This is a genomic window from Mesorhizobium sp. M0923, assembly GCF_040319365.1.
GTDB lineage: Bacteria > Pseudomonadota > Alphaproteobacteria > Rhizobiales > Rhizobiaceae > Mesorhizobium.
In genome coordinates this window covers 101,818-127,662 of record NZ_JAMYNW010000013.1, presented here as the reverse complement: position 1 = coordinate 127,662, position 25,845 = coordinate 101,818, and the positions used below count along the sequence as shown (strand labels likewise).

Sequence of the window (25,845 nt, the reverse complement as noted above, 5' to 3'; positions counted from 1 at the left end):
ATTGAAGCGCACCTTGTCCGACGAGATTGATACGGCGCGCTTCCAAGTCTTGTTTGTACATGTCGTGACCCAAGACCACTACCGGTTTGGGCGTGCATTAGGAGTGCCGATGCTTCGCGGACTTTACGACTGGACCTTGTCGCTGGCGGCCAGCAAATCGGCCGAATGGTGGCTGGCCTTCATCGCCTTCGTCGAGAGCTCGGTGTTCCTGGTGCCGGCCGACGTGCTCTATCTGCCGATGGCGCTTTCGCGGCCGGATCGCGCCTATCGTTACGCGCTGGTCGCCACCGTCGCCTCGGTGCTGGGCGGCATCGCCGGCTGGTTCATCGGGCACTACGCCTATGACGCGGTGGCGCGGCCGATCCTCGAATTTTACGGCAAATATGACGAGTTCGAGGCGATGCGCGTCTCGTCGGGTGTTGGCTTCATCATCCTGATGCTGGTCACCTCCGGCCTCGCCCATCTGCCGCCGATCAAGGTGGTGACAATCCTGTCCGGCGTCATCGGCGTTCCTTTGCTGCTGTTCATCGTGCTGGCAATCGTTGCGCGCGGAGCTCGCTTCCTGTTTCTCGCCTGGCTCTTGCGCCGCTATGGCGAGCCGATCCGCCACTTCATCGAAAAGCGCCTTGGCCACATTGCGGGCGCCGGCGCCGCTGCCCTGATTTTGCTCTATATCGTCGTCAAATACGCCGTCTGAACGGCATCGAACCGAATGGACTGATTCCGATGACAGCGACCGTGAATGCCGATACCGGACGCCAGCGGCTGCGCACCGCCCTGTTCCTCGCCGTCGCCATGGCCGCCACAGTCGGCTCGGCGCTGGCCTTCCAGTATGTTGGCGGCTACATCCCTTGCAAGCTCTGCCTCGAGCAGCGCACCCCTTACTATGTCGGCGTGCCCTTGATGCTGCTGGCGGTGCTTGCGTCGGCCCTTAAGGCGCCCGCCTGGATAAGTCGTGGCCTGCTGGCCATTGGCGGCCTGCTGATGCTCTACGGCCTCTATCTCAGCGTTTATCACTCCGGCGTCGAATGGGCGTGGTGGCCGGGCCCGACCGATTGCACCGCAGCCGCCGGACCGGTGGACACCGGCGGCAAGGGCGTGCTCGACGCGCTCGACAAATTCGTCCCGCCCTCCTGCGACAAGGCGGCGCTCCGCATCCTCGGCCTGTCCTTGGCCGGCTGGAACGCCATCGCCAGCTTTGTCCTGGCAGTCGTCGCCTTCCGCAGCGCCTTTGCCCGCGATTGAGCGGTTCACCCTTGCGCCGACGCGAGATTATTCAAGAATTCGGCAGGCTGAGTCGTATCAAGTGATTATCGAGAACCGGAGCGGAGCGTACTAAAGTACGTGAGCACCAGCCTACGCCAGCCGTAGCCTTAACTACCACACCACGACCGCTCATGAATGCTTCGGCCGGCGAAGGCCGGAAGCGCAGAAAATCGCTTCAGACGGCCAGCCTCCCGAATTATCGGATGATCTCAAGGCTCCAGTTCGACATCCCAGTACAGATAATCCATCCAGCTTTCGTGCAGATGGTTGGGCGGGAACAGCCGGCCGTTATTATGCAAATCATGCACCGTCGGCTGGTAGGGCTTCTGCAGCGGCCACATCTTGGCGTGGGCCGGCATCATGCCGCCCTTCCTCAGATTGCAGGGCGAGCAGGCAGCGACGACATTCTCCCAGGTCGTGGCGCCGCCGCGATGGCGCGGAATGACATGGTCGAACGTCAGATCGTCCGGCGTGCCGCAATATTGGCACTGGAAACGGTCGCGCAGGAAGACGTTGAACCGGGTAAACGCCGGATGCCTCGACGGCTTCACGTAGGCCTTCAGGCTGACGACACTCGGCAGCTTCATCGAAAAGGTCGGCGAAGACACGGCGTGTTCGTATTCGGCGACGATGTTCACCCTCTCGAGGAACACCGCCTTGATGGCATCCTGCCAGGACCAGAGCGACAGGGGGTAATAGCTGAGCGGACGGTAATCCGCATTCAGCACCAGCGCTGGAAGCCCATCCGGAGATACGGCAACCGTCACGTCGTTGACCTCCTTCACCCTAGAACCGGTCGACGCGGATACTGTAAGCCCGACATGACAGGGATGTGAAGCGGATTGTCGATCATGCCGGGTCTCAAAAACGCATGATTTCAATGCTTTTTTGCGGATTCAGGCCGGAGGCGCGGCATCCCTGCCCTTCAATTCGCGATAATAAGCCCAGAAAAGCCGCGATGCGACACCGCGCCACGGGCTCCATGATTCGGCAAGCCGGATCAGCATTTTCTCCGGCGGACGCGGCTCGATGCCGAGTGCATGGCCGACCGCGCTCTGCAACGCAACATCGCGCGCCGGAAAGATATCTGGGTGTCCGGCGGCAAACAAAAGGTAGACTTCAGCCGTCCACGGGCCGATGCCCGGCACCTTGGTCATGGCAGCGATCGCTACCGTCGCATCGAGTTGGCAGAGGTGATCGAGGTCGAGCCCGTCGGCCACCGCCTGGGCGACGGCAATCAGGCCGCGCTGCTTGGGCCGCGACAGCCCGACCTCGCGGAAGACCGCCTCATCGGCGGCTAGTATCGCCTGCGGCGTCAGCGGATCGAGCAGTTTCGTCAGCCGGCCGAAGATGGCATCGGCGCTCGCGCGGGACACTTGTTGCGAAACGACGATCGAGGCAAGGCTCCTGAAGCCCGGCTCCGACAGCCTGAGCGGCACCTCGCCGGCCATGCCGCGCACCTTGTCCAGGCGCGGATCTAGCAGGCACAGCGCGTCCAGGCCTTCTACAATGTCGTCAAGGTTGGCGATGCGTTGCATGTCTGCTTGTTCCAAAATCAAAAGTGCCGCACACGCTTCGTCACGCGTCCCTCTGGACGCGCGACGCTGCCGGCGCAAAGTAGCAATTGGCGAAAGCGCCGCACAACCCGATTGCCGCCGGACAATGACACTGCTGACATTCCGCTTCGCGCCGAGCCCGAATGGCGAATTGCATCTCGGCCACGCCTATTCGGCACTGCTCAACCAGAAAATGGCCAAGGCGGCGGGCGGACGCCTGCTGCTGCGCATCGAGGACATCGACACGACACGCTGCACGCCGGAATTCGAGGCGGGCATTTTTCGCGACCTGAAATGGCTGGGGCTTGGCTGGGAGGAACCGGTGCGCCGCCAGTCCGAGCATTTTGCCGAATATCAGGCTATGCTCGAGCGTCTGATCGAAGAGGAGCTTGTCTATCCAGCCTTCATGAGCAGAAGTGAGATCCGCGCCTTCATCGCCGACAGCGAAAAGCGCGGTCGCGACTGGCCGCGCGACCCGGACGGCGTGCCCCTCTATCCCGCCGCCGACAAGGCGCTGCCGGCCAGCGAGCGTAAGCGGCGCATCGTCGAAGGTGCACCATTTGCCTGGCGGCTAGACGTCGATGCGGCAATGGCGCGGGTCGGCAGGGACCTGACATGGGCCGAATACACGGACGAGACGCTCTCTGGGACGCGTCATGTCGAGGCCCGACCGCAGGATTGGGGCGACGTGATCGTGGCGCGCCGCGAAATCCCGACCAGCTATCATCTCGCCGTCACCTTGGACGACGCGCTGCAGGGCGTCAGCCATGTCGTGCGCGGCCAGGACCTTTATTCCGCGACCAGCGTGCAGCGGCTGCTTCAGCAACTGCTTGGCCTGCCGCAGCCGGCCTATTTCCACCATCGCCTGATCCTCGGCCCGGATGGACGAAAACTGTCGAAGAGTCTTGGCGATACCGGCCTTGCCGCCCAGTGTAAGGCGGGCGCCTCGCCCGACGATGTCAGGCGGCTGGTCGGTCTTTAGACCGGTGAGCCGACGGCCATCAACGGCGCTCCTTCAATTCAAATGACTCTATGGATCAACCGTTTGGTTTTGCTTGCCGGCCCGAACGGCATTAAGCAATCGCCGCAGTCGATCCCTCACCCGAATTCACCGCGGCCTCCGGAAAATGCACAGCCTCAAGCGGTTCATCCCCGCCTCTTTCGTCGTCCTGTGGGCGACCGGCTTCATCGGCGCGCGCTATGCCATGCCGTGGGCCGAGCCTTTTACTTTCCTGGCTGCGCGCTTTGTCCTGGCCGCAATCCTGCTTGTCGCGTTGATGGCCGCGCTTGGTTCGAGCCGCGCCACCCGCGACGAGGCGCTGCACGCGGCCGGCGCCGGCATCCTGATGCATGGGGTCTATCTCGGCGGCGTGTTCTGGGCCATCCACCGGGGCATGCCCGCAGGGCTTTCAGCCCTGATCGTCGGCCTGCAGCCGCTGATCACGGCAGTGCTCGCCGGCCGGCTTCTGGGCGAGGCCATCCTGCCGCGTCACTGGGCCGGTCTCGGCCTCGGGTTGATCGGCGTGGTAATCGTGCTCTGGCCGAAGCTCGGCGCGCTCGGCGGCGGCGTGACCGCCGAAACATTGGGCGCCTCGCTGGTCTCCGTACTCGGCATGAGCGCCGGCACGATCTGGCAGAAGCGTTTCGCCTCCGGCGGCGATCTGGTGGCTGCCACGTTCTGGCAATATGTCGGCGGCGCATCGGTGATGGCTCTGGCCTCGCTCGCCTTCGAGACCCGAACGGTGATCGTCAACGGCGAACTGATCTTCGCCACGGCCTGGCTCGTGCTGGTGCTGTCGATCGGTGCCATCTTCCTGTTGATGGTAATGATCCGCGACGGCGAGATGTCGAAGGTCGCCTCGCTGTTTTACCTCGTGCCGGCCGTCACCGCGGTCATCGCCTGGACATTGTTCGGCGAGCAGCTGAGCCCACTCCAGATCGCCGGCATGGCCATCGCGACGCTCGGCGTCGGGCTGGCGACGGCTCAGCCACCGACGCGGGCGCGCGCCTCCAAATAGCGGCTGATCGCGGCGTTGAGCTCGCCGCCGAGGATGAAGATCGCCGAGACGATGTAGAGGAAGACAACGGCGATCATGATCGAGGCGAGGCCGGCATAGGTCGTCACATAGGACGAGAAATGGTCGAGATAGGCGGCGAAGATGGTCGACCCGATGAGCCAGCCGACTAGCGTGAAGATAATGCCAGGCACGATCGAAACGAACCGGCGCTTGCCGGCCGGCAACCAGAAATGCACGGCGAACAGGCCGCCGATGATGACGACCGAGGCGATGACGTAACGCCAGAGGGTGATCGTGCCCATATAGGGTTTTATCCATTCAAGATGAGATTCGGCCAGCCGCGCCAGCAATGGCGCAAAGACCAGCAGCACGCTGATCGCCAAAAACCCGGCCGTCGCGATCAGCACGAAGATGATGCTCTGCACCCGCCGGTAGATGATGCCGCGCGTTTCTGAGACACGATAGGCGCGGTTGAGCGAGGTGCGCAGCGCCTCGATGCCGTTCGAGGCGAAGTATCCGGCAAGCACGATACCGTAGGTCAACAGGTCGCTGCGCCTGACGGTAAGCACGTTGAGCACTTCGCGCGCGATCGGTTTGGCGATCTGCTCGGGCCATGTGTCGAACACAAGGTGCACGGCGGTGTCGGCGAAAGCCTGCGCGCCGAAAAAACTCGCCAGCGTCGTGGCGAAGATCAGGAAAGGAAAAAGCGCCATCAGCGCGGTGATCGCCAGATGGCTGGCCATTGCCCAGCCGTCGTCGGTGTTGAAATGGCCGAGCGCGTCGTAGAGCACGCGTTTGAGGGCTACGATCTTCCGCAACAAGAACCGCGTTCCCTTCGATTGTCCCGACGCCGCGAATATGGGAAGGGTTTGCGGCAAATGACAACCCTCGGTCAAACCACCATTCCTCCCGAAGAAGAGTTGCGCACCATCATTGTCACCGGTGCCTCTTCCGGAATAGGCGCCTATTGCGCCCATGCTCTTAGGAAGGAAGGCTGGCGGGTGTTCGCAACGGCCCGAAAGCCGGAAGATATCGCTACGCTCGAGGCCGACGGCATCGAGGCCTTTTATCTGGACTACACCGAGCCCGGATCGATCGAGGCGCTGGTGGCGTCGGTGCTGGAGCGGACCGGCGGCCGGCTCGATGCCCTTTTCAACAACGGCGCCTACGGGCAGCCCGGTGCCGTCGAGGACCTGGCGGTCGAAGCTTTGCGGCAGCAGTTCGAGGCCAATGTCTTTGGCTGGCACGATCTCACTCGCCGTGTCGTACCGGTGATGCGCCGCCAGGGCCATGGTCGTCTCGTTCATTGCTCATCGATCCTCGGCCTCGCGCCGCTGCCTTTCCGTGGCGCTTACTCGGCATCGAAGCACGCCGTCGAGGGGCTGATGCTGTCCCTTTATCAAGAACTCCTCGGCAGCGGCATCCATGTTTCGCTGATCGAGCCGGGGGCGGTGAAATCGAAGATCGCCAGCAACAGCCTCCCCTGGTTCCTTGCGAACATCGATCACGAGAACTCAGTCCATCGCCTCGCCTATGCTGTGCAACTCAAACGGCTGCGGGCCGGCGGCAGCACATCGCGGCTGAAGCCCGGGCCAGAGGTGGTTTATGCCGCCTTGCGCCATGCGCTTCTGTCGCGGCGCCCGCGCCCGCATTATGTGGTAACTGTGCCGGCCAGGATCGGCGCGATCCTTAAACGCATCCTGCCGTCTTCGCTACTCTATCGTCTGCTCGCCAAACGCGCCTGAACGCAATCCAACTGGAACACACCATGGCAACTGTCTTCAACATCCTCGCTGTTCTCGTCATGGTCGCCGTGGTGATCGTGCTGATCCGCGGCCTCATCAACATGATGCGCGGCGGCTCCAGCATGACCTCCAACAAGCTGATGCAGACGCGCGTGCTGTTGCAGTTCGTGGCCTTGGTGCTGATAATGCTGGCGGTGTATTTCACCCGTAAGTGACGCACCGGCCGGCAGCCGGGAGGTAACCCGTGGTCAAGCTCAACAAGATCTACACCCGCACCGGCGACGATGGCACCACCGGCCTCGGTTCTGGTGAGCGGCGGCTGAAATCCGACCTTCGCATCGACGCCTACGGCACGGTCGACGAGGCAAATGCCTGCATCGGCATGGCTCGCATCCATACAGCGGCGGTAAATCCGGCGATCGATGCGATGCTCGGCCGCATCCAGAACGATCTTTTCGATCTCGGCGCCGATCTGGCAGTCCCCGATAATGGCAAGCCGCTCGACTACGAGCCGCTGCGCATCATCGCCTCGCAGACCGAGCGCATCGAACAGGACATCGACCTCCTCAACAAGGACCTTGAGCCGCTCAAATCCTTCGTGCTCAACGGCGGTACGCCGGCAGCGGCTGCCCTTCACCTCGCCCGCACGGTGGCCCGCCGCGCCGAGCGCATCATGGTGGCGCTGTCACAAGATCCAGACGAGCACGTCAACCGCGAGGCGATAAGATACATCAACCGTGTCTCGGACTTTCTGTTCGTTGCCGCACGCGCGGTCAATGACAATGGAAATGCCGACGTGCTATGGGTTCCCGGCAAGAACCGCTGAATCCGCCGGAAGCGGGAGAGGCCCGATGTTCATCCCGCTTTACGACACCAACCGGCTGCGGCACATCAAGCTGCAATATGTGACGATCAGCCTGATCGCGCTCAATGTGTTGATCTATTTTGTAACAACACTTGGCGGCGAGGACTTCGCCAACGCCGCGGTATTGGGCCTCGGCTTCATCCCGTCGGTTGTGCATGACAGCGTCGAGCTCGCTCCGCAATTTGTCGTCATTCCGGAGAGCCTGAGCTATCTGACCTATTCCTTCCTGCACGCGGATATCTTCCACCTCGGCGGCAACATGCTGTTCCTGTGGGTGTTCGGCGACAATGTCGAGGATGCGCTCGGCCATGTCCGCTATCTCGTCTTCTACCTGCTTTGCGCCATTGCCGGCGCTTTCTTCCAGGGCTTGGTGGCCTGGGATTCGCAAGTGCCGCTGATCGGCGCGTCGGGCGCCATCGCCGGTGTCGTCGCCGCCTATCTGATCCTTTATCCGCGGGTGAAGGTATGGGTGCTGGTCTTCGCCCGCATCCCGTTGCGCATCCCGGCCTTCATCCCGCTCATCCTGTGGATTCTGTTCCAGATCTTCATGTTTGCCCAGGGTGGCGAGGACCAGGTCTCCTGGGCCTGCCACATCGGCGGCATCATCGCCGGAGCCGTGCTGGTGCTTGTCTTGCGCAGCCGCGGCGTGCCGCTACTCGCCGGCGCCGACGAGGAGCCAGCCGTAGTCGCCGGGCCGGCGCCCATTGCCGTGGAGCCGCCGGCAAGCGATCTGCCGCCCGCCCAGCCGGCGCCGCGCTGGGGCCGGGGAAGCGTTTCCGGGCCGGACTGAACCGATTTGAATGCTTTGCCGAGGATCCGAGTGCGCCCGGGATATTGACGGGCGGGGTCGCCGCAACTACGGAAGCGCCACCCTACTGGCGTGGCGAGACCAGAATTCCGTCCGGAATGTCGGCTTTCGACAACTCTGAAGAGGTGCACGCTGCTATAGCGCGCCCGACGAGCGTGAAGAGACTATCGTGAAAGAGGTGACAGGCAAATGAAGATCCTTGTGCCCGTGAAGCGGGTTGTGGATGCAAACGTCAAGGTCCGGGTGAAGGCGGACGGTTCGGCGGTGGAACTCGCCAACGTCAAGATGGCGATGAACCCGTTCGACGAGATCGCGGTGGAAGAGGCGATCCGGCTGAAGGAAGCGGGCAAGGCCGAAGAGATCATCGTCGTGTCGATCGGGCCGCAACAGGCACAGGAGACCTTGCGCACGGCGCTCGCCATGGGCGCCGACCGCGCCATCCTGGTCAAGACCGACGAGCAGACTGAGCCGCTGGGCGTCGCCAAGGTGCTGAAGGGGGTCGTAGAGGCAGAACAGCCCGGCCTGGTCATTCTCGGCAAGCAGGCGATCGACGATGATTCCAACCAGACCGGCCAGATGCTGGCTGCACTTCTCGGGTGGGCGCAGGGCACCTTCGCCTCCAAGATCGTGCTCGACGGTGACAAGGCCACGGTGACGCGCGAGGTCGATGGCGGCCTGCAGACGCTGGAACTGAAGATGCCGGCAATCGTCACGGCCGATTTGCGGCTGAACCAGCCACGCTACGCGTCGCTGCCCAACATCATGAAGGCCAAGAAGAAGCCGCTCGACGAGAAGAGCCCTGCCGACTACGGCGCCGACGTCAAGCCGCGGCTGAAAGTGATCAAGACCGAGGAGCCGGGCGGCCGCAAGGCGGGCGTTAAGGTCAAGAGCGTCGCCGAACTGGTAGACAAGCTGAAAAACGAAGCCGGCGTGCTGTAAGGCCAGGAAGGGACAACAAAAATGACAATTCTTCTGATTGCCGAACACGACAACGCGACGCTTTCCGACCAGACCGCGAAGGCGCTTTCCGCGGCGCTGCAGATCGGTTCGGACGTGCATGTGCTGGTTGCCGGCAAGGGCGCCAAGCCGGCAGCGGACGCCGCCGCCAAGCTCAAGGGCGTCACCAAGGTGCTGCTCGCCGACGCCGACGAACTGACCGAGCGTCTCGCCGAACCGCTGGCGGCGCTCGTCATTTCGCTTGCTGAGCCATACGACACGATCATTGCGCCGGCGACCTCGTCGGGCAAGAACGTCTCGCCGCGCGTCGCGGCCCTGCTCGATGTCGCCCAGATATCGGAAATCATCGAAGTCGTGTCGCCCGACATCTTCAAGCGGCCGATCTATGCCGGCAACGCCATCCAGACCGTGCAGTCGAGCGACGCCAAGAAGGTCATCACCGTGCGCACTGCTTCCTTTCAGGCAGCACCCGAGGGCGGTTCCGCGCCGGTCGAGACGGTTCAGGCGGCAGCCAATCCCGGCCTGTCGAGCTTTGTCGAGAACAAGCTGTCCGAGACCGACCGCCCGGAGCTGACCTCGGCCAGGATCATCATTTCGGGCGGCCGTGCGCTGGGCTCCTCCGAGAAGTTCCAGGAGGTCATCCTGCCGGTCGCAGACAAGCTCGGTGCGGCTGTCGGCGCATCTCGCGCCGCGGTCGATGCCGGCTATGCGCCGAACGACTGGCAGGTCGGCCAGACCGGCAAGGTGGTGGCGCCCGATCTTTATATTGCCGTCGGCATCTCCGGCGCCATCCAGCACCTTGCCGGCATGAAGGATTCAAAGGTCATCGTCGCCATCAACAAGGACGAGGAAGCGCCGATCTTCCAGGTCGCCGACTACGGCCTCGTCGGCGACCTCTTCGTCATTCTGCCGGAACTGCAAAAGGCGCTTTGACGCCCTCTGCCAAAGCGTATTAAATTCTGCGGGGTGGGGTAGACGAAGTCGCCCCGCCCTTTTAGTTTGCACTGCACAAAAAGCAGGCCGCAAAGGCCTTGACGGGATCGGGTAATGAGCAAGATCGAGACGATCGGCATCATCGGCGCGGGCCAGATGGGTGGCGGCATCGCCCATGTATCGGCGCTGGCGGGCTACAAGGTGCTGGTTTACGACATTTCGCCCGACCGCATCGAAAAGGGCATTGCTACGGTCAGCGGCAACATGGCCCGTCAGGTCGGCTCCGGCAAACTTGAGGAAAAGCTGCGCAACGAGGCGATGGCGCGCATTTCCGCGGCGCCGGCCATGGCCGACCTTGCGGGCGCCGATCTGGTGATCGAAGCGGCGACCGAAGACGAGACAGTCAAACGCAAGATCTATGCTCAGCTCTGCCCGCAGCTCAACCCCGAGGCCATCCTGGCGACGAACACCTCGTCGATCTCGATCACCCGGCTGGCTTCGCAGACCGACCGCCCGGAACGCTTCATCGGCATACATTTCATGAACCCGGTTCCGGTGATGAAGCTGGTCGAGCTGGTGCGCGGCATCGCCACCGAGGACCAGACCTTCGAGGCAGCAAAAACCTATGTGAAGCAGCTCGACAAGACGATCACCGTCTCGGAGGATTTCCCGGCCTTCATCGTCAACCGCATCCTGCTGCCGATGATCAACGAGGCGATCTACACGCTCTATGAAGGTGTCGGCTCGGTCGACGCCATCGATACCGCCATGAAGCTCGGCGCCAACCATCCGATGGGGCCGCTGCAGCTTGCCGACTTCATCGGGCTGGATACCTGCTTGTCGATCATGCAGGTGCTGCATGACGGCCTGTCGGATTCGAAATACCGCCCCTGCCCGCTGCTGGTCAAATATGTCGAGGCCGGTTGGCTCGGCCGCAAGACCGGGCGCGGCTTCTACGACTATCGCGGCGAGCATCCCGTTCCGACGCGCTGATCGCCACCGCTACCAGCGCACGAAAAGCCGTCCGCCGACCGCCCCGAGCGCGGCAAGGCCGGCGATCGCGATCGTATACCAGGTGCCGACGAAAAGCGGCGAATCGTCGAAGCAATGCGCTGCATAGAAGGTCGCCGCCAGCCCGCCGGCAAGCAGGCCCGCGGTCGCACCGGCAAGCACCGGCCTTGTTGGCGCGCCATGGCGCAGCACCGCGAGAAAGACGGCAAGCGGGCCGATGCCGATCAACGGAATGAAGGTCAGGCAGATGACCATGTTCGTGCCGACCAGGCGCGTGCCCCAGTCGGACACAGGCACGACGAGGAGTTCGAGAATCACGGCCATAATCACCAGCAGCGGCGCGGCGATCATCCAGCTCGCCGCCCGCCCTGTCGATGCACCGGGCGTCGACAGCGCGCGGACGAGGGCAAAGGCGCTGACGGCTAGAGCAATCGTGAAGACGAATTTGGACAGGAACCGCATCGTGTGCATGGCAAATGCGATGTCGGGACGTGGGCCGATCGTCAGCCAGAAAACCGCGGCCGCGATCACGATGGCCGCGCCGGTTGCAAGCAACCAGGCGGCGCCCAGCGGCAGCGCCTTGCTGCGGACATCGGCATCGAGCGCCTTGATAAGATCTTCGGTCCTCATGCTATTCCCGCCCCGCCCCGAACCGTTTGGCAATGGCGGCAAGCCCGCGGTGTAGTGACACCCGCACAGCCGTCTCGCTGATGCCGAATTTCGCCGCCGTCTCGCCGATCGAACGGCCTTCGACCGACACGGCCGAGACGACCGAACGCTGCGCCGGCGACAGGCAGTCGAGTGCCCGGTTGACGTCGCGCTCGCTGATCGTCTCCGATTCCGGCTCGGCAAAGGTCTCGGCGATTTCGTCGATCTCGATCTCGATCCGCCGGCCGCGCCGCCGGAACGCATCGATCAGCTTGAAGCGGGCTATTGCATAAACCCAAGGCAGCACCGGCGCATCATGGCGCCAGGTATGTCGTTTCACATGAATGGCCAGCAAGGTTTCCTGCACGACGTCCTCGGGATCGACCCCGCCCTGCACGATCTTGCGCCGGGCAAAGCCACGAACGAGGGCGGCGATCCGGTGCAGAAAGTCGGCATAGGCCCTTTCGTCTCCGGCGATTGCGGCCCGCAGCAGCCGGGAAAGCTCGGCTTCGTCCTTGCCGCTCACAAGAGTTCACTCCCCGATATTCGCGTCTCGGCGCTGGTTTGTTACGTGGCCGGCGAAATAATGTCCAAGGCAAATTAGCTGGGCATCACGAAAGTTTGCTCCTTTTGAGCGATTGAGCGGGCCAGCAATGTTGACTGCGCTAGTCATGTATTGATAGGTGCAGCATACCAAGCCAAAGACCATCGAAATCGAGGACGATGCCATGAAATATGCTCTTTCCGCCCTTGCCGGTGCGACAGCACTTGCAATCAGCCTGATCGCCGGCCCGGCGTTAGCCGAGGACGAGGGCATCGTCGTCTACAACGCCCAGCACGAAAACCTGACCAAGGCCTGGGCGGAAGGATTCACCAAGGAAACCGGCATCAAGGTCACCGTCCGGAACGGCGGCGACAGCGATTTCTCCAATCAGATCGTTGCTGAGGGGTCCTCTTCGCCAGCTGATGTGTTCCTGACGGAAAACTCACCGGCCATGGTGCTGGTCGAGACAGCCGGCCTGTTCGCGCCGGTCAACGCCGAGACGCTGGCCCAGGTTCCGCAGGAGTACCAGCCGGCGAGCGGCAAATGGGTCGGCGTTGCCGCGCGCAGCACCGTCTTTGCCTACAACAAGACCAAGCTGACCGCCGACCAGCTGCCCAAATCGCTGCTCGATCTCGCCGATCCGAGCTGGAAGGGCCGTTGGGCCGCTTCGCCCTCCGGCGCCGATTTCCAGGCGATCGTCAGCGCCTTGCTGCAGCTCAAGGGTGAGACTGCCACGGCCGACTGGCTGAAGGCGATGAAAGAGAATTTTACCGCCTACAAGGGCAACAGCACGGTGATGAAGGCGGTCAATGCCGGCGAGGTCGAAGGCGGCGTGATCTATCACTACTACTACTACGGCGATCAGGCCAAGACCGGCGAGAACAGCAAGAATGTCGAGTTGCACTATTTCAAGCACGAGGACCCCGGCGCTTTCGTCTCGGTTTCCGGCGGCGGTGTGCTGGCCTCGAGCAAGCACCCGAAGGAAGCCCATGCTTTCCTGAAATGGGTCACCGGCAAGGGCGGCCAGGACGTGCTGAAAACCGGCGATTCGTTCGAATACGCAGTCGGCAAGGGCGCCGAGTCCAATCCGAAGCTGGTGCCGCTGGCCGATCTGCAGGCGCCGAAAGTCGACCCGACGGCGCTGAACTCGAAAAAGGTGACCGACCTGATGACGGCGGCCGGCTTGCTTTAGCCGGCGTTCGTCCTAAAAGGGCAACCGACTGCGCTCCTGTGGGAATTCGCTTTCCGCGGGAGCGCTCTGTTTTCAAAATGGCATTTGCCCATGACCACAAGCTGCTCGCCACATTGTCGGCCGCCGATCGTTTCCGCCTCCGGGCGGACCCGGCGCAACGTCTGATCTGATGCAGTCTGCGATCGATCTCGCACCTTCAGGCTTGCCGGCCGACACCACGGCCGTGCGGGCACGTCGTTGGTCGGTCTCATGGATTGCGTTGGCTGCCGTCTTTGTCTCGCTTTTCGCGCTGCTGCCGCTTGCCTTCATCGTCTGGGTGGCGGTGCAGACCGGCTGGGAAACGGTGGCGGCGCTGGTGTTCAGGCCGCGCGTCGGCGAGCTTCTGGTCAACACCAGCCTGCTGGTGGTGCTGGCGGTGCCGATCTCGATCGTGCTGTCGGTGGCGCTGGCTTGGCTGACGGAGCGCAGCGATCTGCCGGGTGCCCGCTTATGGGCCTGGCTGTCGGTGGCGCCGCTCGCCATTCCCGCCTTCGTCCACAGTTACGCCTGGATCACCATGGTGCCCAGACTGCACGGCCTGTGGGCCGGCGTGCTTGTGTCCGTCATCGCCTATTTCCCCTTCCTTTATCTGCCGGTGGCGGCGGCATTGCGCCGGCTCGATCCCGCTCTCGAAGATGCAGCGGCAGCCCTTGGTCTCGGCCCGTGGCGCGTGTTCAGGCGTGTCGTGCTGCCGCAGCTCCGGCTCGCCATTTGCGGTGGCTCCCTGCTGGTCGGCCTGCATCTCCTGGCCGAATACGGGCTCTACGTGTTCATCCGCTTCGATACATTCACCACCGCGATCGTCGACCAGTTTCAGTCGACCTTCAACGGTCCCGCCGCCAACATGCTGGCCGGCGTGCTGGTGACCTGCTGCTTCGTGCTGCTCGGGCTGGAGGTGCTGGTGCGCGGCGAGGAGCGCTATGCCCGCGTCGGCTCGGGTGCTGCGCGCCACCAGCAGCGCACGAGCCTTGGGCGCGCCACCATTCCTTGCCTGCTGCTGCCCGCTGTTACCACGCTGCTGGCGCTCGGGGTGCCGTTCGTCACTATCGGTCGCTGGCTCATGGCCGGCGGCGCCGATATCTGGCGGCTCGACGAGATCGGCCTGGCGCTTGGTCAGACACTGTTCCTGGCGATTGCAGGCGCGCTGCTCGCCACCGTCGCGGCAATGCCGATGGCGTGGATTTCGATCCGCGCGCCGGGAAGGCTGCAACGCGTCCTGGAGGGCTGCAACTATATCGTCGGCGCGTTGCCCGGGGTTGTCATCGCCCTGGCGCTGGTCACCATCGCCGTGCGTATCGCCATGCCGCTCTACCAGACCCTGTTCACCATCCTGGTCGCCTATGCGCTGATGTTCCTGCCGCGCGCTCTGATTAGCCTCAGGGCGTCGATCGCACAGGCGCCGGTCGAGCTCGAACGCGCCGCCTCCAGCCTCGGCCGGTCGCCGCTCAAGGCGCTGTGGTCGACGACCATCCGCCTGTCGGCGCCGGGTGCCGCGGCCGGCATGGCATTGGTCGCGCTCGGCATCATGAACGAGTTGACCGCAACCCAGATGCTGGCGCCCAACGGCACCCGCACGCTGGCCATGGCGTTCTGGTCCTATAGCGGCGAGATCGACTATGCGTCGGCGGCGCCTTATGCCTTGATCATGGTGGCGATGTCGCTGCCTTTGACCTGGCTGCTCTACGTCCAGTCGAAGCGGATGGCCGGGCGATGAGCTTTCTCGAGCTGAGCGGCATCCACAAGCACTACGGCCCCGTGGCAGCACTTGCCGGCGTCGACCTCAGCGTGGCCAGCGGCAGCCGTACGGCGATCGTCGGGCCATCCGGTTGTGGCAAGACCACCTTGCTGCGGCTGATCGCCGGCTTCGAGGCGCCCGACCAGGGCCGCATCGTGCTCGATGGCGAGGTGCTGGCCGATGGCGACACGGCCGTGCCGGCGCATCGCCGCGGCATCGGGCTGGTGGCGCAGGACGGCGCTCTGTTCCCGCATCTGAGCATCGCCGCCAATATCGGGTTCGGCATGGGCCGTCACGAGGAAAAGCGGAGCGAGCGCATCGCCGAGCTCGCCTATGTCGTCGGGCTGGACAAAGGGATCCTGAAGCGCCGCCCGCACGAACTCTCCGGCGGCCAGCAGCAGCGCGTCGCGCTCGCCCGCGCCATGGCCATGAAGCCGCGGCTGATGCTGCTCGACGAGCCGTTCTCGGCGCTCGACACCGGCTTGCGCGCCTCAATGCGCAAGGCCGTGGCCGAGCTCCTCGAAACGGCCGGCATCACCACCATCCTGGTCACCCATGATCAGGCCGAGGCGCTGTCATTCGCCAGCCAGGTCGCGGTGATGCGCGACGGCAAATTCTCGCAGGTCGGCACGCCGCGCGAGCTCTATTTCAAGCCGAAGGACCGGATGATCGCCGAGTTCCTCGGTGACGCCATCGTCCTGCCGGCCAGGATCGCCGATGGCGTTGCCACCTCGCCGCTCGGCCGCATTGCCGTCGACAGCACGGAGCGGCGCGACGTCGCGCGCATCATGCTACGGCCGGAGCAGGTGCTGCTGAAACGGACATCGCGTGAAGGCATGTCCGGCACGCCGGACATGCTGTTCGGCGAGGTGACGGAATCCGAATTCGCCGGCTCGATGTGCACGATCGCGGTGCGTCTCTTGAACAGCCCCGATCCGCCCGATGCCGCCGCCATCGGCAACACGCCGTTGATCCTGCGCAAGCCGGGAATGGACGCGCCGGCGATCGGCGAGATCGTCCGGCTGACCGTGTCGGGCAAGGCGCATGTGTTTGCCTGAACGGTTTTGCGCAAGGCCGACCTCAATCGACCCGTTTACCGGCATGATCGAACCAGTGCAGCTTTTCAGACCTGGCCACGACGCGCAATTGGTCGCCTGGCTTGGCGCTGGCGCGGCCTGAGACGCGCACGACGATACGGCTGCCGGCTGCCGCGCAGTGGAGAAAGCTTTCGGCACCGACCGGCTCGACTGCTTCCACTGTCGCCGGCAACGCGAGCGCGCCGGCCGGCGCCTCTGCCGTGAAGGTGATATCGGCATCCTCCGGACGAAAGCCGAGTGTCACCGCCTTGCTTTGTCCAGGCGCCGAGCCAATCACCGTCCCGTCCGTCAGTACCGAGCCTGGAGAGGCCCCCGTGAGGGCCAGCAGATTCATCGGCGGCGCGCCGATGAAGGAAGCAACGAAGATCGAGGCCGGCTTCTCGTACACGTCGAGCGGCGCGCCGATCTGCTCGACCAGGCCGGCGTTCATGACGACAAGGATGTCGGCCAGCGTCATCGCCTCAAGTTGGTCGTGGGTGACATAAACCGAGGTGACGCCAAGCGAGCGCTGCAAATTCTTGATCTCGACGCGCATCTGCCCGCGCAATTTCGCATCGAGGTTGGACAGCGGTTCGTCGAACAGGAAGACTTTCGGGTTGCGCACGATGGCGCGGCCCATGGCGACACGCTGGCGCTGACCGCCGGAAAGCTCGCGCGGGCGCCGGTCGAGCAGCCCCGAAAGCCCCAGCACCTTGGCAGTCGAGCGCACCCTGCTGTCTATCTCGTCCTTCGGCGTGCCGCGGTTGCGCAGACCATAGGCCATGTTGTCGTAGACCTTCATATGCGGATAGAGCGCGTAGTTCTGGAACACCATGGCGATGTCGCGCTCGGTCGGGCCAATGGCGTTGACCACCTTGCCGTCGATGGCGACTGTACCGACCGAAATCGTCTCGAGCCCGGCGATCATCCTCAGCAGCGTGGACTTGCCGCAGCCGGACGGGCCGACCAGCACGCAAAGCTCCTTGTCGGGAATGGCGATGGAAACGCCCTTCACGGCCTCGACGCCGCCGGGATAGATCTTCTTGACATCCTTCAGATCGACGGTCGCCATCGGCTTCTCACTTTTCGGATTCGACCAGGCCGCGCACGAACCAGCGTTGCATCAGCACCACGACCAGGATCGGCGGCACGATGGCCAGCATCGCGGTGACCATGACCAGGTGCCATTGGGTGTCGGCATCGGCGAAGGAAACCATTTTTCGCAGCGCGATGACGATGGTGTTCATGTCGTTGCTGTTGGTGACGAGCAGCGGCCAAAGATACTGCGTCCAGCCGTAGATGAAGAGGATCACGAACAGCGCGGCGATGTTTGTCCGCGACAGCGGTACCAGAATATCGAAAAAGAAGCGCCATGGACCGGCACCGTCGACACGCGCCGCCTCGACCAGTTCGCCCGGGATGGTCATGAAGAACTGGCGAAACAGCAGCGTTGCGGTGGCCGAGGCGATCAGCGGGATGATCAGGCCGGCATAGGTGTCGATCATGCCGAGATCGACCATCACCTTGTAGGTCGGCAGAATGCGCACCTCGACCGGAAGCATCAAGGTGATGAAGATCAGCCAGAAGAAGGTCATGCGCAGCGGAAAGCGGAAGAACACGATCGCGTAGGCCGACAGGATCGAGATGAAGATCTTTCCCACCGCGACGCCGAGCGCCATGATCGTGGTGTTGAGGAGCAGTCTGCCCACGCTGACACCGCCGATACGACCGATGCCGCCGAACAGCGCCTCGCTGTAATTGTTCCATAGCTGGTCGCCGGGCAACAGCGGCAGCGGCGGCCTGAGGATCGTTTGCAGCGTGTGCGTCGAGGCAACGAAGGTGTAGTAGATCGGAAAAGCCACGATCAATATGCCAAGGATAAGCACGGCATGGGCGATGACGGTGCGGAGCGGAGATTGGCCGATCATCGCTGCCCTCAGCCGTAATGGACTTTGCGTTCCACATAGCGGAACTGGATGGCTGTGAGCGCGATGACGATGGCCATCAGGATGACCGACTGCGCCGCCGAGTCCCCCAGGATCAGATTGACGAAGCCGTCATTGTAGACCTTGTAGACCAGCGTCTCGGTCGTCTTGCCCGGGCCGCCGCCGGTGACGGCATGAACGATGCCGAACGTGTCGAACAGGGCATAGACGGTGTTGACGACCAGCAGGAAAAAGGTTGTCGGCGCAAGCAGCGGGAAGACGATGGTCCAGAAGCGCTTGGTCTCGCCGGCGCCATCCATGGCCGCCGCCTCGATCAGCGTTTTCGGCACCGCCTGCAGGCCGGCGACGAAGAACAGGAAATTGTAACTGATCTGCTTCCAGGCAGCCGCCGACACCAGCAGGATCATGGCGTGGGTGCCGTTGAGCAGCGGGTCCCATGCGATGCCGAGGCTTCTCAGCAAATAAGCCAACGAGCCGATCGAAGGATTGAACAAGAAAAGCCACAGCATGCCGGCAATCGCCGGCGCGACGGCATAAGGCCATATCAACAGTGTGCGGTAGAGGCCTTTGCCGCGCACGGCCTTCTCGGCCATGACCGCGAGCAGCAGGGCCACAACCATGGCAACGATCGCGGTCGCAAGCGAGAACACCACGGTGACCTTGATCGAGTTGAGGTAGGCCGGATCGGCCAGCACCTTCCGGAAATTGGCAAACCAGACAAACCTGCTCTTCAGCCCGAACGGGTCTTGCCTGAGCATCGACTGGTAAAGCGCCTGACCGGCCGGCCAGTAGAAGAAAACCAGGGTGATGGCGAGTTGTGGCGCCACCAGCAGGTACGGCAGGATCTTGTTGGGAAATACGACGCGTGGAGACAGGCTGATTTCCCTCGCTATCCAGGTATCGCCCACGCGAGCTCGCGTGGGCGATATTCCAACCGACTAATGCATGTCGCCCAAAAGTGCGCAGCGGTTTTGAGATAACGACATGCATAAGAACAAGAGCTTAAAGCGCGTCGCATGTGGCCATTCAAACGCGACGCGCTTTAACCGAGATAATCTCGTCAGTTCTCCAGCGCTTCCTTGATCGCGGCGTTGCCGCGTGTGACCGCATTGTCGAGCGCCTGCTGGGCGGTTTGCTGGCCGGCCAGCAGCTTCTCCAACTCCTCATTCTGAATATCACGCACCTGCGGCAGATTCGGCAGGCGCACGCCCTTCGAGTTGTCGGTCGGCGCCTTGCCCGTCATCTGCAGGATGGGTGTCTCGCGGCCGGGGTTTTTGTTATAGAAGCCTGATTTCTTGGTCGCCTCATACGCGGCGAGCGTCACAGGCAGGTATCCCGACTTCTGGTGCAGATATTCCTGCACATCGGTCTTGGACAGATAGGCAAAGAAGGCGGCAACACCCTTATATTCCTCGTCCGACTTGTTGCCGAACACCCACAGGCTGGCACCGCCCGGCGTGGTGTTCTGTGGTGCGCCCTTGGCGTCGCTATCGTAGGGAAGCTGGCCGATGCCATAGTTCATGCCGGACTTGACGATATCGCCGAGGCCGCCCGACGATTCGGTGAAGATGCCGCATTCGCCGGCGAGGAATATCTGCTTGGCTTCGGAGGTGCGCCCGCCATACTTGAACGTGCCGTCCTTGGCTAGGTCCGCGAGTGCCTGGAAGTGGTTGACGAAAATCGGCGCATTGATCTTGAGTTCGACATCGCCGCCGGCCAGGCCGTTCTGCTGAGTGGCCCAAGGCACGTCATTCCACGCCGCGAAATTCTCCAGATGGATCCAGGTCAGCCAGGTCGAGGTATAGCCGCAAGGGGCGGCGCCGCTCGTCTTGATCTTCCTGGCAGCTTCCCACACCTCGTTCCAGGTCTGGGGCGGGCTGTTCACGTCGAGGCCCGCCTTCTGGAAAATGTCCTTGTTGTAGTAGAGGATCGGCGACGAGGAGTTGTAAGGGAACGACAGCATGGTGCCGTCCGGCTTCGAATAATAGCCGACGATGCCGGGCAGATACTGGCTCTTGTCAAAGGTCATCCCGGCACTGGTCAGCACATCGGCCGCCGGCTTGATCGCACCCTCGGCCGCCATCATCACGCCGGTGCCGACGTCGAACACCTGGAGGATATCGGGCGCCTGGCCGGCGCGGAAAGCGGCGATGCCGGCATTCAGCGTCTCCGGATAGGTGCCCTTGAACACCGGAACGAGCTCATAGTCGCTCTGGCTGGCGTTGAAATCCTTGGAGATCTTGGCGACGACCTCGGCGTTGGCGCCGGTCATGGCGTGCCACCAGCTGATCTGCGTGACGGCGAAGGCGGAGGTGGTGGAAAGCAGGGTCAAGGTGGCGGCAACACCGGCCGCGAAGCCGAAGAACTTCATGTTTCATCTCCCGTTTGTCATTGGCGAAAGGGGCACTCTCGCAAAGCCAATATGTGGCGCTGATGACAATCGGACAACGGTTTTGTTGCGGGTCAATGAACATCGCTTCCGGCTAAAGTGCGCTCGCTACCGAAAGCGTCGCCAGGAACTACATCACCGCCTTCTCGGCGGAGCGCATCGGTTTTCCCCCGAAAAGGCCCGCCTCATGGCCCGCGGGTTAACCATTCGTTAAAATCTCCAAGAGCTAATCAGTCACACCTCCCCTGTTATTTGGCAGACCGAGTGAACCCAGGATGCTGACGGTCTATAATTGTATTGTAAGTCAGCACGACCTGAGACTGGTCGCACTTGCCGCCCTCGTCTGCGGCATTTCTTGCTTCTCTGCAGTAAATCTCCTTAAGCACGTCGGCCGATCGACCAACCGAAACCGGCTTGTCTGGCTAATGATCGCCGCAACTTCGACCGGGTTCGGCATATGGGCGACGCATTTCATCGCCATGACTGCGTTTACGCCGGGAATACCAAACGCATACAATCCGGGATTATCCGCCTTTTCGCTTGCCGCCGCCGTCATCCTGACCGCGCTCGGGATGTGGGTTGCCACCTTGCGCCGCGGCATCGACCATTTCCTCGTTGGCGGTGCCATTCTCGGTGGTGCCATCGCGACGATGCACTACATCGGCATGGCGGCGTTCGAGGTCGAGGGCCGGATCGTATGGAACCTGCTCCTTGTCGCGATATCGCTTCTGGCCGGCGGGACGCTCGCGGCACTGGCGCTCCTTGTCGTCTTGCGCCGCCCGTCGGCGCTAGCGACTGTCGGCGGCGCCGCGCTTTTGACGCTGGCGATTTGCAGCTTGCATTTCATCGCGATGGCCGCGGTGTCGATCATTCCGGATTCCTCGATTGAAATATCCGAACATTCCATCGAGCCCATTTCCCAGGCCTTTGCCGCAGCGGTCGCCAGCCTGGTAATCCTTGTGCTGTCAGGCGCCGCGCTGTGGATCGACCTGCGCTTTCGCCGGCAGAGGCTCGAGGCGGATCGCATGCACGATCTCGCCAATGCCGCGGTCGAAGGGCTGATCGTTTGCGATGGCACACGCATAGTCAGCGCCAATGACAGCATGGCGAAACTGACGGGCACGGCGACAGCCACCCTGAACACGATGCAACTCGGCGAGCTGTTCGATGGACAGAGCGCAGCCGATGTATCCGGCTTCGGCGAACAGGCACAAGAAACGAAATTGAGGGGCAGCGACGGCACGAGAATTCCTGTCGAGCTGATCGCCAGGAAGATCGCCTACTGCGGCAGGCCTCATACGGTGCTTGCCGTTCGCGACATCCGTGAGCGCAAGAAGGCGGAAGAAGAGATCCTCCGTCTCGCGCATTTCGATCCACTTACCGGGCTTGCCAATCGGCGGAGCTTTTCTTCCCGGCTCGAAGCAGAAATCGCTTCGATGGAGCGTGGCAGCAAGGATGGATATCTGGCGCTCCTGCTGCTTGACCTCGACCGATTCAAGCAAGTCAACGACCTCTACGGCCACAGCGCCGGTGACGCCATGCTGCAGAAGCTGGCGCACTGCATTTCCGGCATTCCGCGCCACGGACAGATGCTCGCGCGTCTCGGCGGCGACGAGTTTGCCGTCTTAGCTCCGAACCTCCCCGACCCCCTGGCCGCAGGCCGCATAGCCGAGGACTTGCTGGCGGCGATCCGGGAGGAAAACAGGGTTTCAGTCGGCTCCGGCCTTGTTTCGGCCAGCATCGGCATCGCCTTCTTTCCGCTGGATGCCGAAGATCAGGCCGGCCTGATCGGCCATGCCGACACGGCACTCCATCGCGCCAAGACCGAGGGCAGGGACACCTATCGTTTTTTCGAGATAGCCATGGGCACCGCCGCCCGTGACAAGCGCGTGATGGAGCATGAACTGCGCCAGGCGATCGCCCGCAAGGAGTTCCACCTCGTCTACCAGCCGCAGAAGGAAATCCGCAGCGGCAAGATGATCGGCTTCGAAGCCCTGGTCCGTTGGCAGCATCCGGAGCGGGGCGACATTTCCCCGGCCGTTTTCATCCCCGTGGCCGAGGACAGTGGCGCCATCGCGCAGATCGGCGACTGGGTGCTGACGACGGCTTGTAACGATGCTGTTCGCTGGACGAATCCGCTGATGGTCGCCGTCAACGTCTCCGCCGTGCAGCTTCACAATCCGAACTTCAGCCGCAAGGTGCACGACGCACTGTCGAGATCCGGCCTCGCACCCGGCAGGCTCGAACTGGAGATCACCGAAACGGCCCTGGTGAAGGACATGCCCCGCGCATTGGCAACCTTGAGGCAGGTCAAGGCGCTTGGCGTGCATGTGGCGATGGACGATTTTGGCACCGGCTATTCTTCGCTGTCCAACCTTAGCGCCTTTCCCTTCGACAAGATCAAGATCGACGGGTCGTTCATCAAATCGGTCGACAAGAACGGCCAGTTCGCGGCGATCGTCCGCGCCGTGCTGGGGCTTGGACGCGGTCTCGGCCTGCCGGTCCTGGCGGAGGGCATCGAGACGCCGGGCGAATTGCAGTTCCTTGACGCCGAGGCTTGCGAGATCGGGCAAGGCTATTACCTCGGCAAACCGGCTCCGATCGAGACATTCGGCGAGTTGACGGGCGTCACGGCTCCGGCAGTCCGCACCGCCAGCCGGCGCGGCGCAAGCATCGCCGTGCTCAAGCCGCGCCTGCGCACGGTCTGAGCCTATCCCGGCTGAAGCGCTGCCTCGACCAGACGCTTGGCATCCGGCCCTGACCATTCGGCCGGGCCGTTCATATGGGCGATCAGGCAGCCTTGCCCATCGATCAGCATGGTGACCGGCAGACCGAGCGCCAGGCCGCGCGTCTTGACGTCGTTGAACAGTGCCATGGTGGCATCGCGATAATAGCCGAGCGCCTTGACGCCGGTGTCCTCGAGGAACTTCTTCGGCTTGGTATCGTCGCCGGCATCGACGTTGACTGCAACAACCTGAAACGCGTCGCTGCCCATCTCCTTCTGCAGTGCATCGAGCGCCGGCATTTCGGCGCGGCAAGGTGCGCACCATGTTGCCCACAGATTGAGCAGCACCGTCTTGCCGGCATGATCGGCGATCGTCGTCGGCTTGCCGTCGGGGCCGTTGAAGGCGAGGCTTTTCAGCGATTGCGGCGGATCCGCCGGCAAAAGCGCGGCGACTTGACCGGTAGCGGCCGCGGCGATCTTCTTGGCATGGTCGGTCCTGGCGGCGCAGGCGACGTCGTCCTTGCCGCCGCCGGCGGCCACTTGCGCGGGCGCGTTGTTGCCAGAACCGCTTTCCCTGACATATACCGCGACCGCGCCGGCCAGCACGCCCGCAACCAAAGCGGCGAGGATGAGACGCAAAGCCGGGAAAAATCTATTGCCGTCTGCCATTTTTCAAAAACTGCTCCGGAGCACGGGTTATAGCGATGAGCGACAAGAAGGCCAGCAACCAGATGTGGGGCGGACGTTTTGCCTCGGGTCCGGCCGCAATCATGGAAGCGATCAACGCGTCGATCTCGTTCGACCGCAAACTCTATGCCCAGGACATTCGCGGCTCGATCGCCCATAGCGAGATGCTGGCGCAAACGGGCATTATTTCGGCGGCCGATCAAGAAAAAATCAGTCACGGGCTGAACACGATCCTGGCAGAGATCGGGGCCGGCACATTCGAGTTCTCGACCAGGCTGGAAGACATCCACATGAATGTCGAGGCCCGCCTCGCCGATTTGATCGGCCCTGCCGCCGGCCGCCTGCACACTGCCCGCTCGCGCAACGACCAGGTGGCGGTCGACCTCAGGCTCTGGGTCAAAGACGAGTGCTTTCGTGTCGCCGAGGCGCTGAAAGGCCTGATCACAGCGTTCCTCGCCCGGGCCGAGGAGCATGCGGCAACGGTGATGCCGGGCTTTACCCACATGCAAGCGGCGCAGCCGGTGACCTTCGGCCACCACTGCATGGCCTATGTCGAGATGTTTGCGCGCGACCTGTCGCGCGTCCGCGACGCGATCGAGCGGATGGACGAAAGCCCGCTCGGTGCGGCCGCCCTCGCCGGCACCAGCTTTCCGATCGACCGGCACCAGACGGCAACGGCGCTTGGTTTTCGCGAACCGATGCGCAATTCGCTCGACAGCGTTTCGGACCGCGATTTCGCGCTGGAATTCTTGGGGCTGGCGGCGATCTGTGCGACACATCTGTCGCGGCTGGCCGAAGAGATCATCATCTGGTCGACGCCGCAATTCGGTTTCGTCAGGCTGTCGGATAGCTTCTCGACGGGTTCGTCGATCATGCCGCAGAAGAAGAACCCCGACGCCGCCGAACTGGTGCGCGGCAAGACAGGCCGTGTCACCGGCCATCTGGTCGGCCTGCTGACGGTAATGAAGGGCATGCCGCTGACCTATGGCAAGGACATGCAGGAAGACAAGGAATCCGTCTTCGACGCGGCAGAGACGCTCGACCTGATGCTGGCGGCGATGACCGGCATGATGCGCGACATGACGGTGAACACTGCCGCGATGAAAAAGGCGGCGGGCGCCGGCTATTCGACTGCGACCGACCTCGCCGACTGGCTGGTACGCACGCTCGGCCTGCCGTTCCGCGAGGCGCACCATATCACTGGCCGGGCGGTGGCGCTGGCCGAGGACAAGAAGGTCGGGCTCGACAGGCTTTCGCTGCAGGATTTGCAGTCCATTCACCCCGGTATCAGCGCCGACGTGTTTTCGGTTCTGGCCGTGCAGAATTCTGTAAGGAGCCGCACAAGCTTCGGCGGCACCGCGCCGTCCGAGGTGCGCAAGCAGATCCGCTACTGGAAAAAGCGGCTCGCCAAGGCGTAAGACGCGGGGTGCAATGGCCGCAAAACTCGGATAGAAGCGCTGCGGGCAACAGTTTCGGACGGATGACGCGATGACCGGAAGCAGGATTTTGGTGACGCTGACGCTGTTAGCGGCGATGGCGACCGTTGCGGCCTGCGGCAGGAAGGCTGCGCTCGATACGCCCTACGCGGCAGCCGTGCAGGCGCGCAAGGACGCCGAGAAGGCCAAGCAACCTTTGCCGCCGGAGCCGGAAAAACCTGTCGAGGACAAGAAATTCATCCTCGACCCGCTGCTCTGATTTTCGGACC

At 63.0% G+C, this 25,845-nt stretch carries 27 protein-coding genes; 17 read left to right on the top strand and 10 right to left on the bottom strand.

Going from position 1 to position 25,845, the window contains the following annotated elements; genetic code table 11:
- Positions 1–109: 109 nt before the first annotated feature.
- A complete protein-coding gene (locus NKH89_RS22125) occupies positions 110–697 on the top strand; it encodes a YqaA family protein (protein WP_352483530.1) in 588 nt (195 codons plus the stop codon).
- 29 nt (positions 698–726) lie between these two features.
- A complete protein-coding gene (locus tag NKH89_RS22120) occupies positions 727–1,245 on the top strand; it encodes a disulfide bond formation protein B (RefSeq protein WP_023721064.1) in 519 nt (172 codons plus the stop codon).
- Between the two features lie 230 nt (positions 1,246–1,475).
- Here the strand turns inward: NKH89_RS22120 and NKH89_RS22115 are convergent, their stop codons facing one another.
- Positions 1,476–2,033, bottom strand: a complete 558-nt coding sequence (locus tag NKH89_RS22115) for an HNH endonuclease (protein WP_023677956.1) — start codon at positions 2,031–2,033, stop codon at positions 1,476–1,478.
- A 129-nt stretch (positions 2,034–2,162) separates the two neighbouring features.
- Positions 2,163–2,804 (bottom strand): DNA-3-methyladenine glycosylase family protein, encoded by a 642-nt coding sequence (locus tag NKH89_RS22110; protein WP_023721065.1) that lies wholly within the window; start codon positions 2,802–2,804, stop codon positions 2,163–2,165.
- Between the two features lie 124 nt (positions 2,805–2,928).
- On the opposite strand from NKH89_RS22110, the gene gluQRS reads away from it, so the two are divergent.
- The gene (gene gluQRS, locus NKH89_RS22105) at positions 2,929–3,804 is read left to right on the top strand and encodes a tRNA glutamyl-Q(34) synthetase GluQRS (RefSeq protein ID WP_023721066.1); all 876 of its coding nucleotides are present in this window, start codon (positions 2,929–2,931) and stop codon (positions 3,802–3,804) included.
- Positions 3,805–3,949: 145 nt separating this feature from the next.
- The gene (locus tag NKH89_RS22100) at positions 3,950–4,840 is read left to right on the top strand and encodes a DMT family transporter (RefSeq protein ID WP_023721067.1); all 891 of its coding nucleotides are present in this window, start codon (positions 3,950–3,952) and stop codon (positions 4,838–4,840) included.
- On the opposite strand, the gene NKH89_RS22095 is transcribed toward NKH89_RS22100, so the two are convergent.
- On the bottom strand, positions 4,807–5,661 hold the full coding sequence (locus NKH89_RS22095; RefSeq protein ID WP_031194564.1) for a YihY/virulence factor BrkB family protein: 855 nt from the start codon (positions 5,659–5,661) through the stop codon (positions 4,807–4,809). The two genes, NKH89_RS22100 and NKH89_RS22095, sit on opposite strands and share 34 nt — an antisense overlap.
- Positions 5,662–5,718: 57 nt before the next feature.
- On the opposite strand from NKH89_RS22095, the gene NKH89_RS22090 reads away from it, so the two are divergent.
- The 7 genes from NKH89_RS22090 to NKH89_RS22060 all read left to right on the top strand — a co-directional run bounded on the left by NKH89_RS22090 (position 5,719) and on the right by NKH89_RS22060 (position 11,141).
- A complete protein-coding gene (locus tag NKH89_RS22090; RefSeq protein WP_352909975.1) occupies positions 5,719–6,585 on the top strand; it encodes an SDR family oxidoreductase in 867 nt (288 codons plus the stop codon).
- A gap of 23 nt (positions 6,586–6,608) precedes the next feature.
- Positions 6,609–6,800: a twin transmembrane helix small protein gene (locus NKH89_RS22085; protein ID WP_023677950.1), complete on the top strand. Its 192-nt coding sequence runs from the start codon at positions 6,609–6,611 to the stop codon at positions 6,798–6,800.
- A gap of 29 nt (positions 6,801–6,829) precedes the next feature.
- The gene (locus tag NKH89_RS22080) at positions 6,830–7,411 is read left to right on the top strand and encodes a cob(I)yrinic acid a,c-diamide adenosyltransferase (RefSeq protein ID WP_023721070.1); all 582 of its coding nucleotides are present in this window, start codon (positions 6,830–6,832) and stop codon (positions 7,409–7,411) included.
- Positions 7,412–7,436: 25 nt separating this feature from the next.
- Positions 7,437–8,240 carry a rhomboid family intramembrane serine protease gene (locus tag NKH89_RS22075; RefSeq protein ID WP_023721071.1) on the top strand — a complete coding sequence of 268 codons (804 nt, stop codon included), beginning with the start codon at positions 7,437–7,439 and terminating at the stop codon, positions 8,238–8,240.
- Positions 8,241–8,447: 207 nt separating this feature from the next.
- Positions 8,448–9,197, top strand: coding sequence for an electron transfer flavoprotein subunit beta/FixA family protein (locus NKH89_RS22070; RefSeq protein WP_023677947.1), 750 nt, complete (start codon positions 8,448–8,450; stop codon positions 9,195–9,197).
- A gap of 21 nt (positions 9,198–9,218) precedes the next feature.
- Positions 9,219–10,148 (top strand): electron transfer flavoprotein subunit alpha/FixB family protein, encoded by a 930-nt coding sequence (locus NKH89_RS22065; protein ID WP_023721072.1) that lies wholly within the window; start codon positions 9,219–9,221, stop codon positions 10,146–10,148.
- Positions 10,149–10,262: 114 nt separating this feature from the next.
- Positions 10,263–11,141 carry a 3-hydroxybutyryl-CoA dehydrogenase gene (locus NKH89_RS22060; protein ID WP_023721073.1) on the top strand — a complete coding sequence of 293 codons (879 nt, stop codon included), beginning with the start codon at positions 10,263–10,265 and terminating at the stop codon, positions 11,139–11,141.
- 9 nt (positions 11,142–11,150) lie between these two features.
- On the opposite strand, the gene NKH89_RS22055 is transcribed toward NKH89_RS22060, so the two are convergent.
- Together NKH89_RS22055 and NKH89_RS22050 are read right to left on the bottom strand one after the other, a co-directional pair.
- Positions 11,151–11,789 carry an NrsF family protein gene (locus NKH89_RS22055; protein WP_352495609.1) on the bottom strand — a complete coding sequence of 213 codons (639 nt, stop codon included), beginning with the start codon at positions 11,787–11,789 and terminating at the stop codon, positions 11,151–11,153.
- Position 11,790: 1 nt separating this feature from the next.
- Complete coding sequence (locus NKH89_RS22050) at positions 11,791–12,333, bottom strand: sigma-70 family RNA polymerase sigma factor (protein WP_352483526.1); 543 nt, start codon at positions 12,331–12,333, stop codon at positions 11,791–11,793.
- Positions 12,334–12,535: 202 nt separating this feature from the next.
- Here NKH89_RS22050 and NKH89_RS22045 point away from each other — a divergent pair, with 202 nt between their 5' ends.
- From NKH89_RS22045 to NKH89_RS22035, 3 genes are all read left to right on the top strand, one after another.
- A complete protein-coding gene (locus NKH89_RS22045) occupies positions 12,536–13,543 on the top strand; it encodes an iron ABC transporter substrate-binding protein (RefSeq protein WP_352909926.1) in 1,008 nt (335 codons plus the stop codon).
- Between the two features lie 169 nt (positions 13,544–13,712).
- Complete coding sequence (locus NKH89_RS22040; RefSeq protein WP_352483524.1) at positions 13,713–15,296, top strand: ABC transporter permease; 1,584 nt, start codon at positions 13,713–13,715, stop codon at positions 15,294–15,296.
- On the top strand, positions 15,293–16,375 hold the full coding sequence (locus tag NKH89_RS22035; RefSeq protein WP_023721080.1) for an ABC transporter ATP-binding protein: 1,083 nt from the start codon (positions 15,293–15,295) through the stop codon (positions 16,373–16,375). The genes NKH89_RS22040 and NKH89_RS22035 overlap by 4 nt, the downstream gene beginning before the upstream one ends.
- 22 nt (positions 16,376–16,397) lie before the next feature.
- Here NKH89_RS22035 and ugpC read toward each other — a convergent pair whose 3' ends face one another.
- The 4 genes from ugpC to ugpB all read right to left on the bottom strand — a co-directional run bounded on the left by ugpC (position 16,398) and on the right by ugpB (position 20,710).
- Complete coding sequence (gene ugpC, locus NKH89_RS22030; protein WP_352483523.1) at positions 16,398–17,465, bottom strand: sn-glycerol-3-phosphate ABC transporter ATP-binding protein UgpC; 1,068 nt, start codon at positions 17,463–17,465, stop codon at positions 16,398–16,400.
- Positions 17,466–17,472: 7 nt separating this feature from the next.
- Positions 17,473–18,321 carry a sn-glycerol-3-phosphate ABC transporter permease UgpE gene (ugpE, locus tag NKH89_RS22025; protein WP_352483522.1) on the bottom strand — a complete coding sequence of 283 codons (849 nt, stop codon included), beginning with the start codon at positions 18,319–18,321 and terminating at the stop codon, positions 17,473–17,475.
- A gap of 8 nt (positions 18,322–18,329) precedes the next feature.
- Positions 18,330–19,214, bottom strand: coding sequence for a sn-glycerol-3-phosphate ABC transporter permease UgpA (ugpA, locus tag NKH89_RS22020; RefSeq protein ID WP_352483564.1), 885 nt, complete (start codon positions 19,212–19,214; stop codon positions 18,330–18,332).
- Positions 19,215–19,399: 185 nt separating this feature from the next.
- On the bottom strand, positions 19,400–20,710 hold the full coding sequence (ugpB, locus tag NKH89_RS22015; protein ID WP_352909923.1) for a sn-glycerol-3-phosphate ABC transporter substrate-binding protein UgpB: 1,311 nt from the start codon (positions 20,708–20,710) through the stop codon (positions 19,400–19,402).
- Positions 20,711–21,003: 293 nt separating this feature from the next.
- Here ugpB and NKH89_RS22010 point away from each other — a divergent pair, with 293 nt between their 5' ends.
- Entirely contained in the window at positions 21,004–23,436 is a 2,433-nt protein-coding gene (locus NKH89_RS22010; protein WP_352909920.1) for a bifunctional diguanylate cyclase/phosphodiesterase, read from the top strand.
- Positions 23,437–23,438: 2 nt separating this feature from the next.
- Here NKH89_RS22010 and tlpA read toward each other — a convergent pair whose 3' ends face one another.
- The gene (gene tlpA / locus NKH89_RS22005) at positions 23,439–24,122 is read right to left on the bottom strand and encodes a thiol:disulfide interchange protein TlpA (protein WP_352483519.1); all 684 of its coding nucleotides are present in this window, start codon (positions 24,120–24,122) and stop codon (positions 23,439–23,441) included.
- Positions 24,123–24,157: 35 nt separating this feature from the next.
- Between tlpA and argH the strand changes: the two genes are divergently transcribed.
- Both argH and NKH89_RS21995 read left to right on the top strand, forming a co-directional pair.
- Complete coding sequence (gene argH / locus NKH89_RS22000; RefSeq protein ID WP_352483518.1) at positions 24,158–25,558, top strand: argininosuccinate lyase; 1,401 nt, start codon at positions 24,158–24,160, stop codon at positions 25,556–25,558.
- Between the two features lie 70 nt (positions 25,559–25,628).
- The gene (locus NKH89_RS21995; protein WP_023677931.1) at positions 25,629–25,835 is read left to right on the top strand and encodes a hypothetical protein; all 207 of its coding nucleotides are present in this window, start codon (positions 25,629–25,631) and stop codon (positions 25,833–25,835) included.
- The last annotated feature ends 10 nt before the right edge of the window (positions 25,836–25,845 follow it).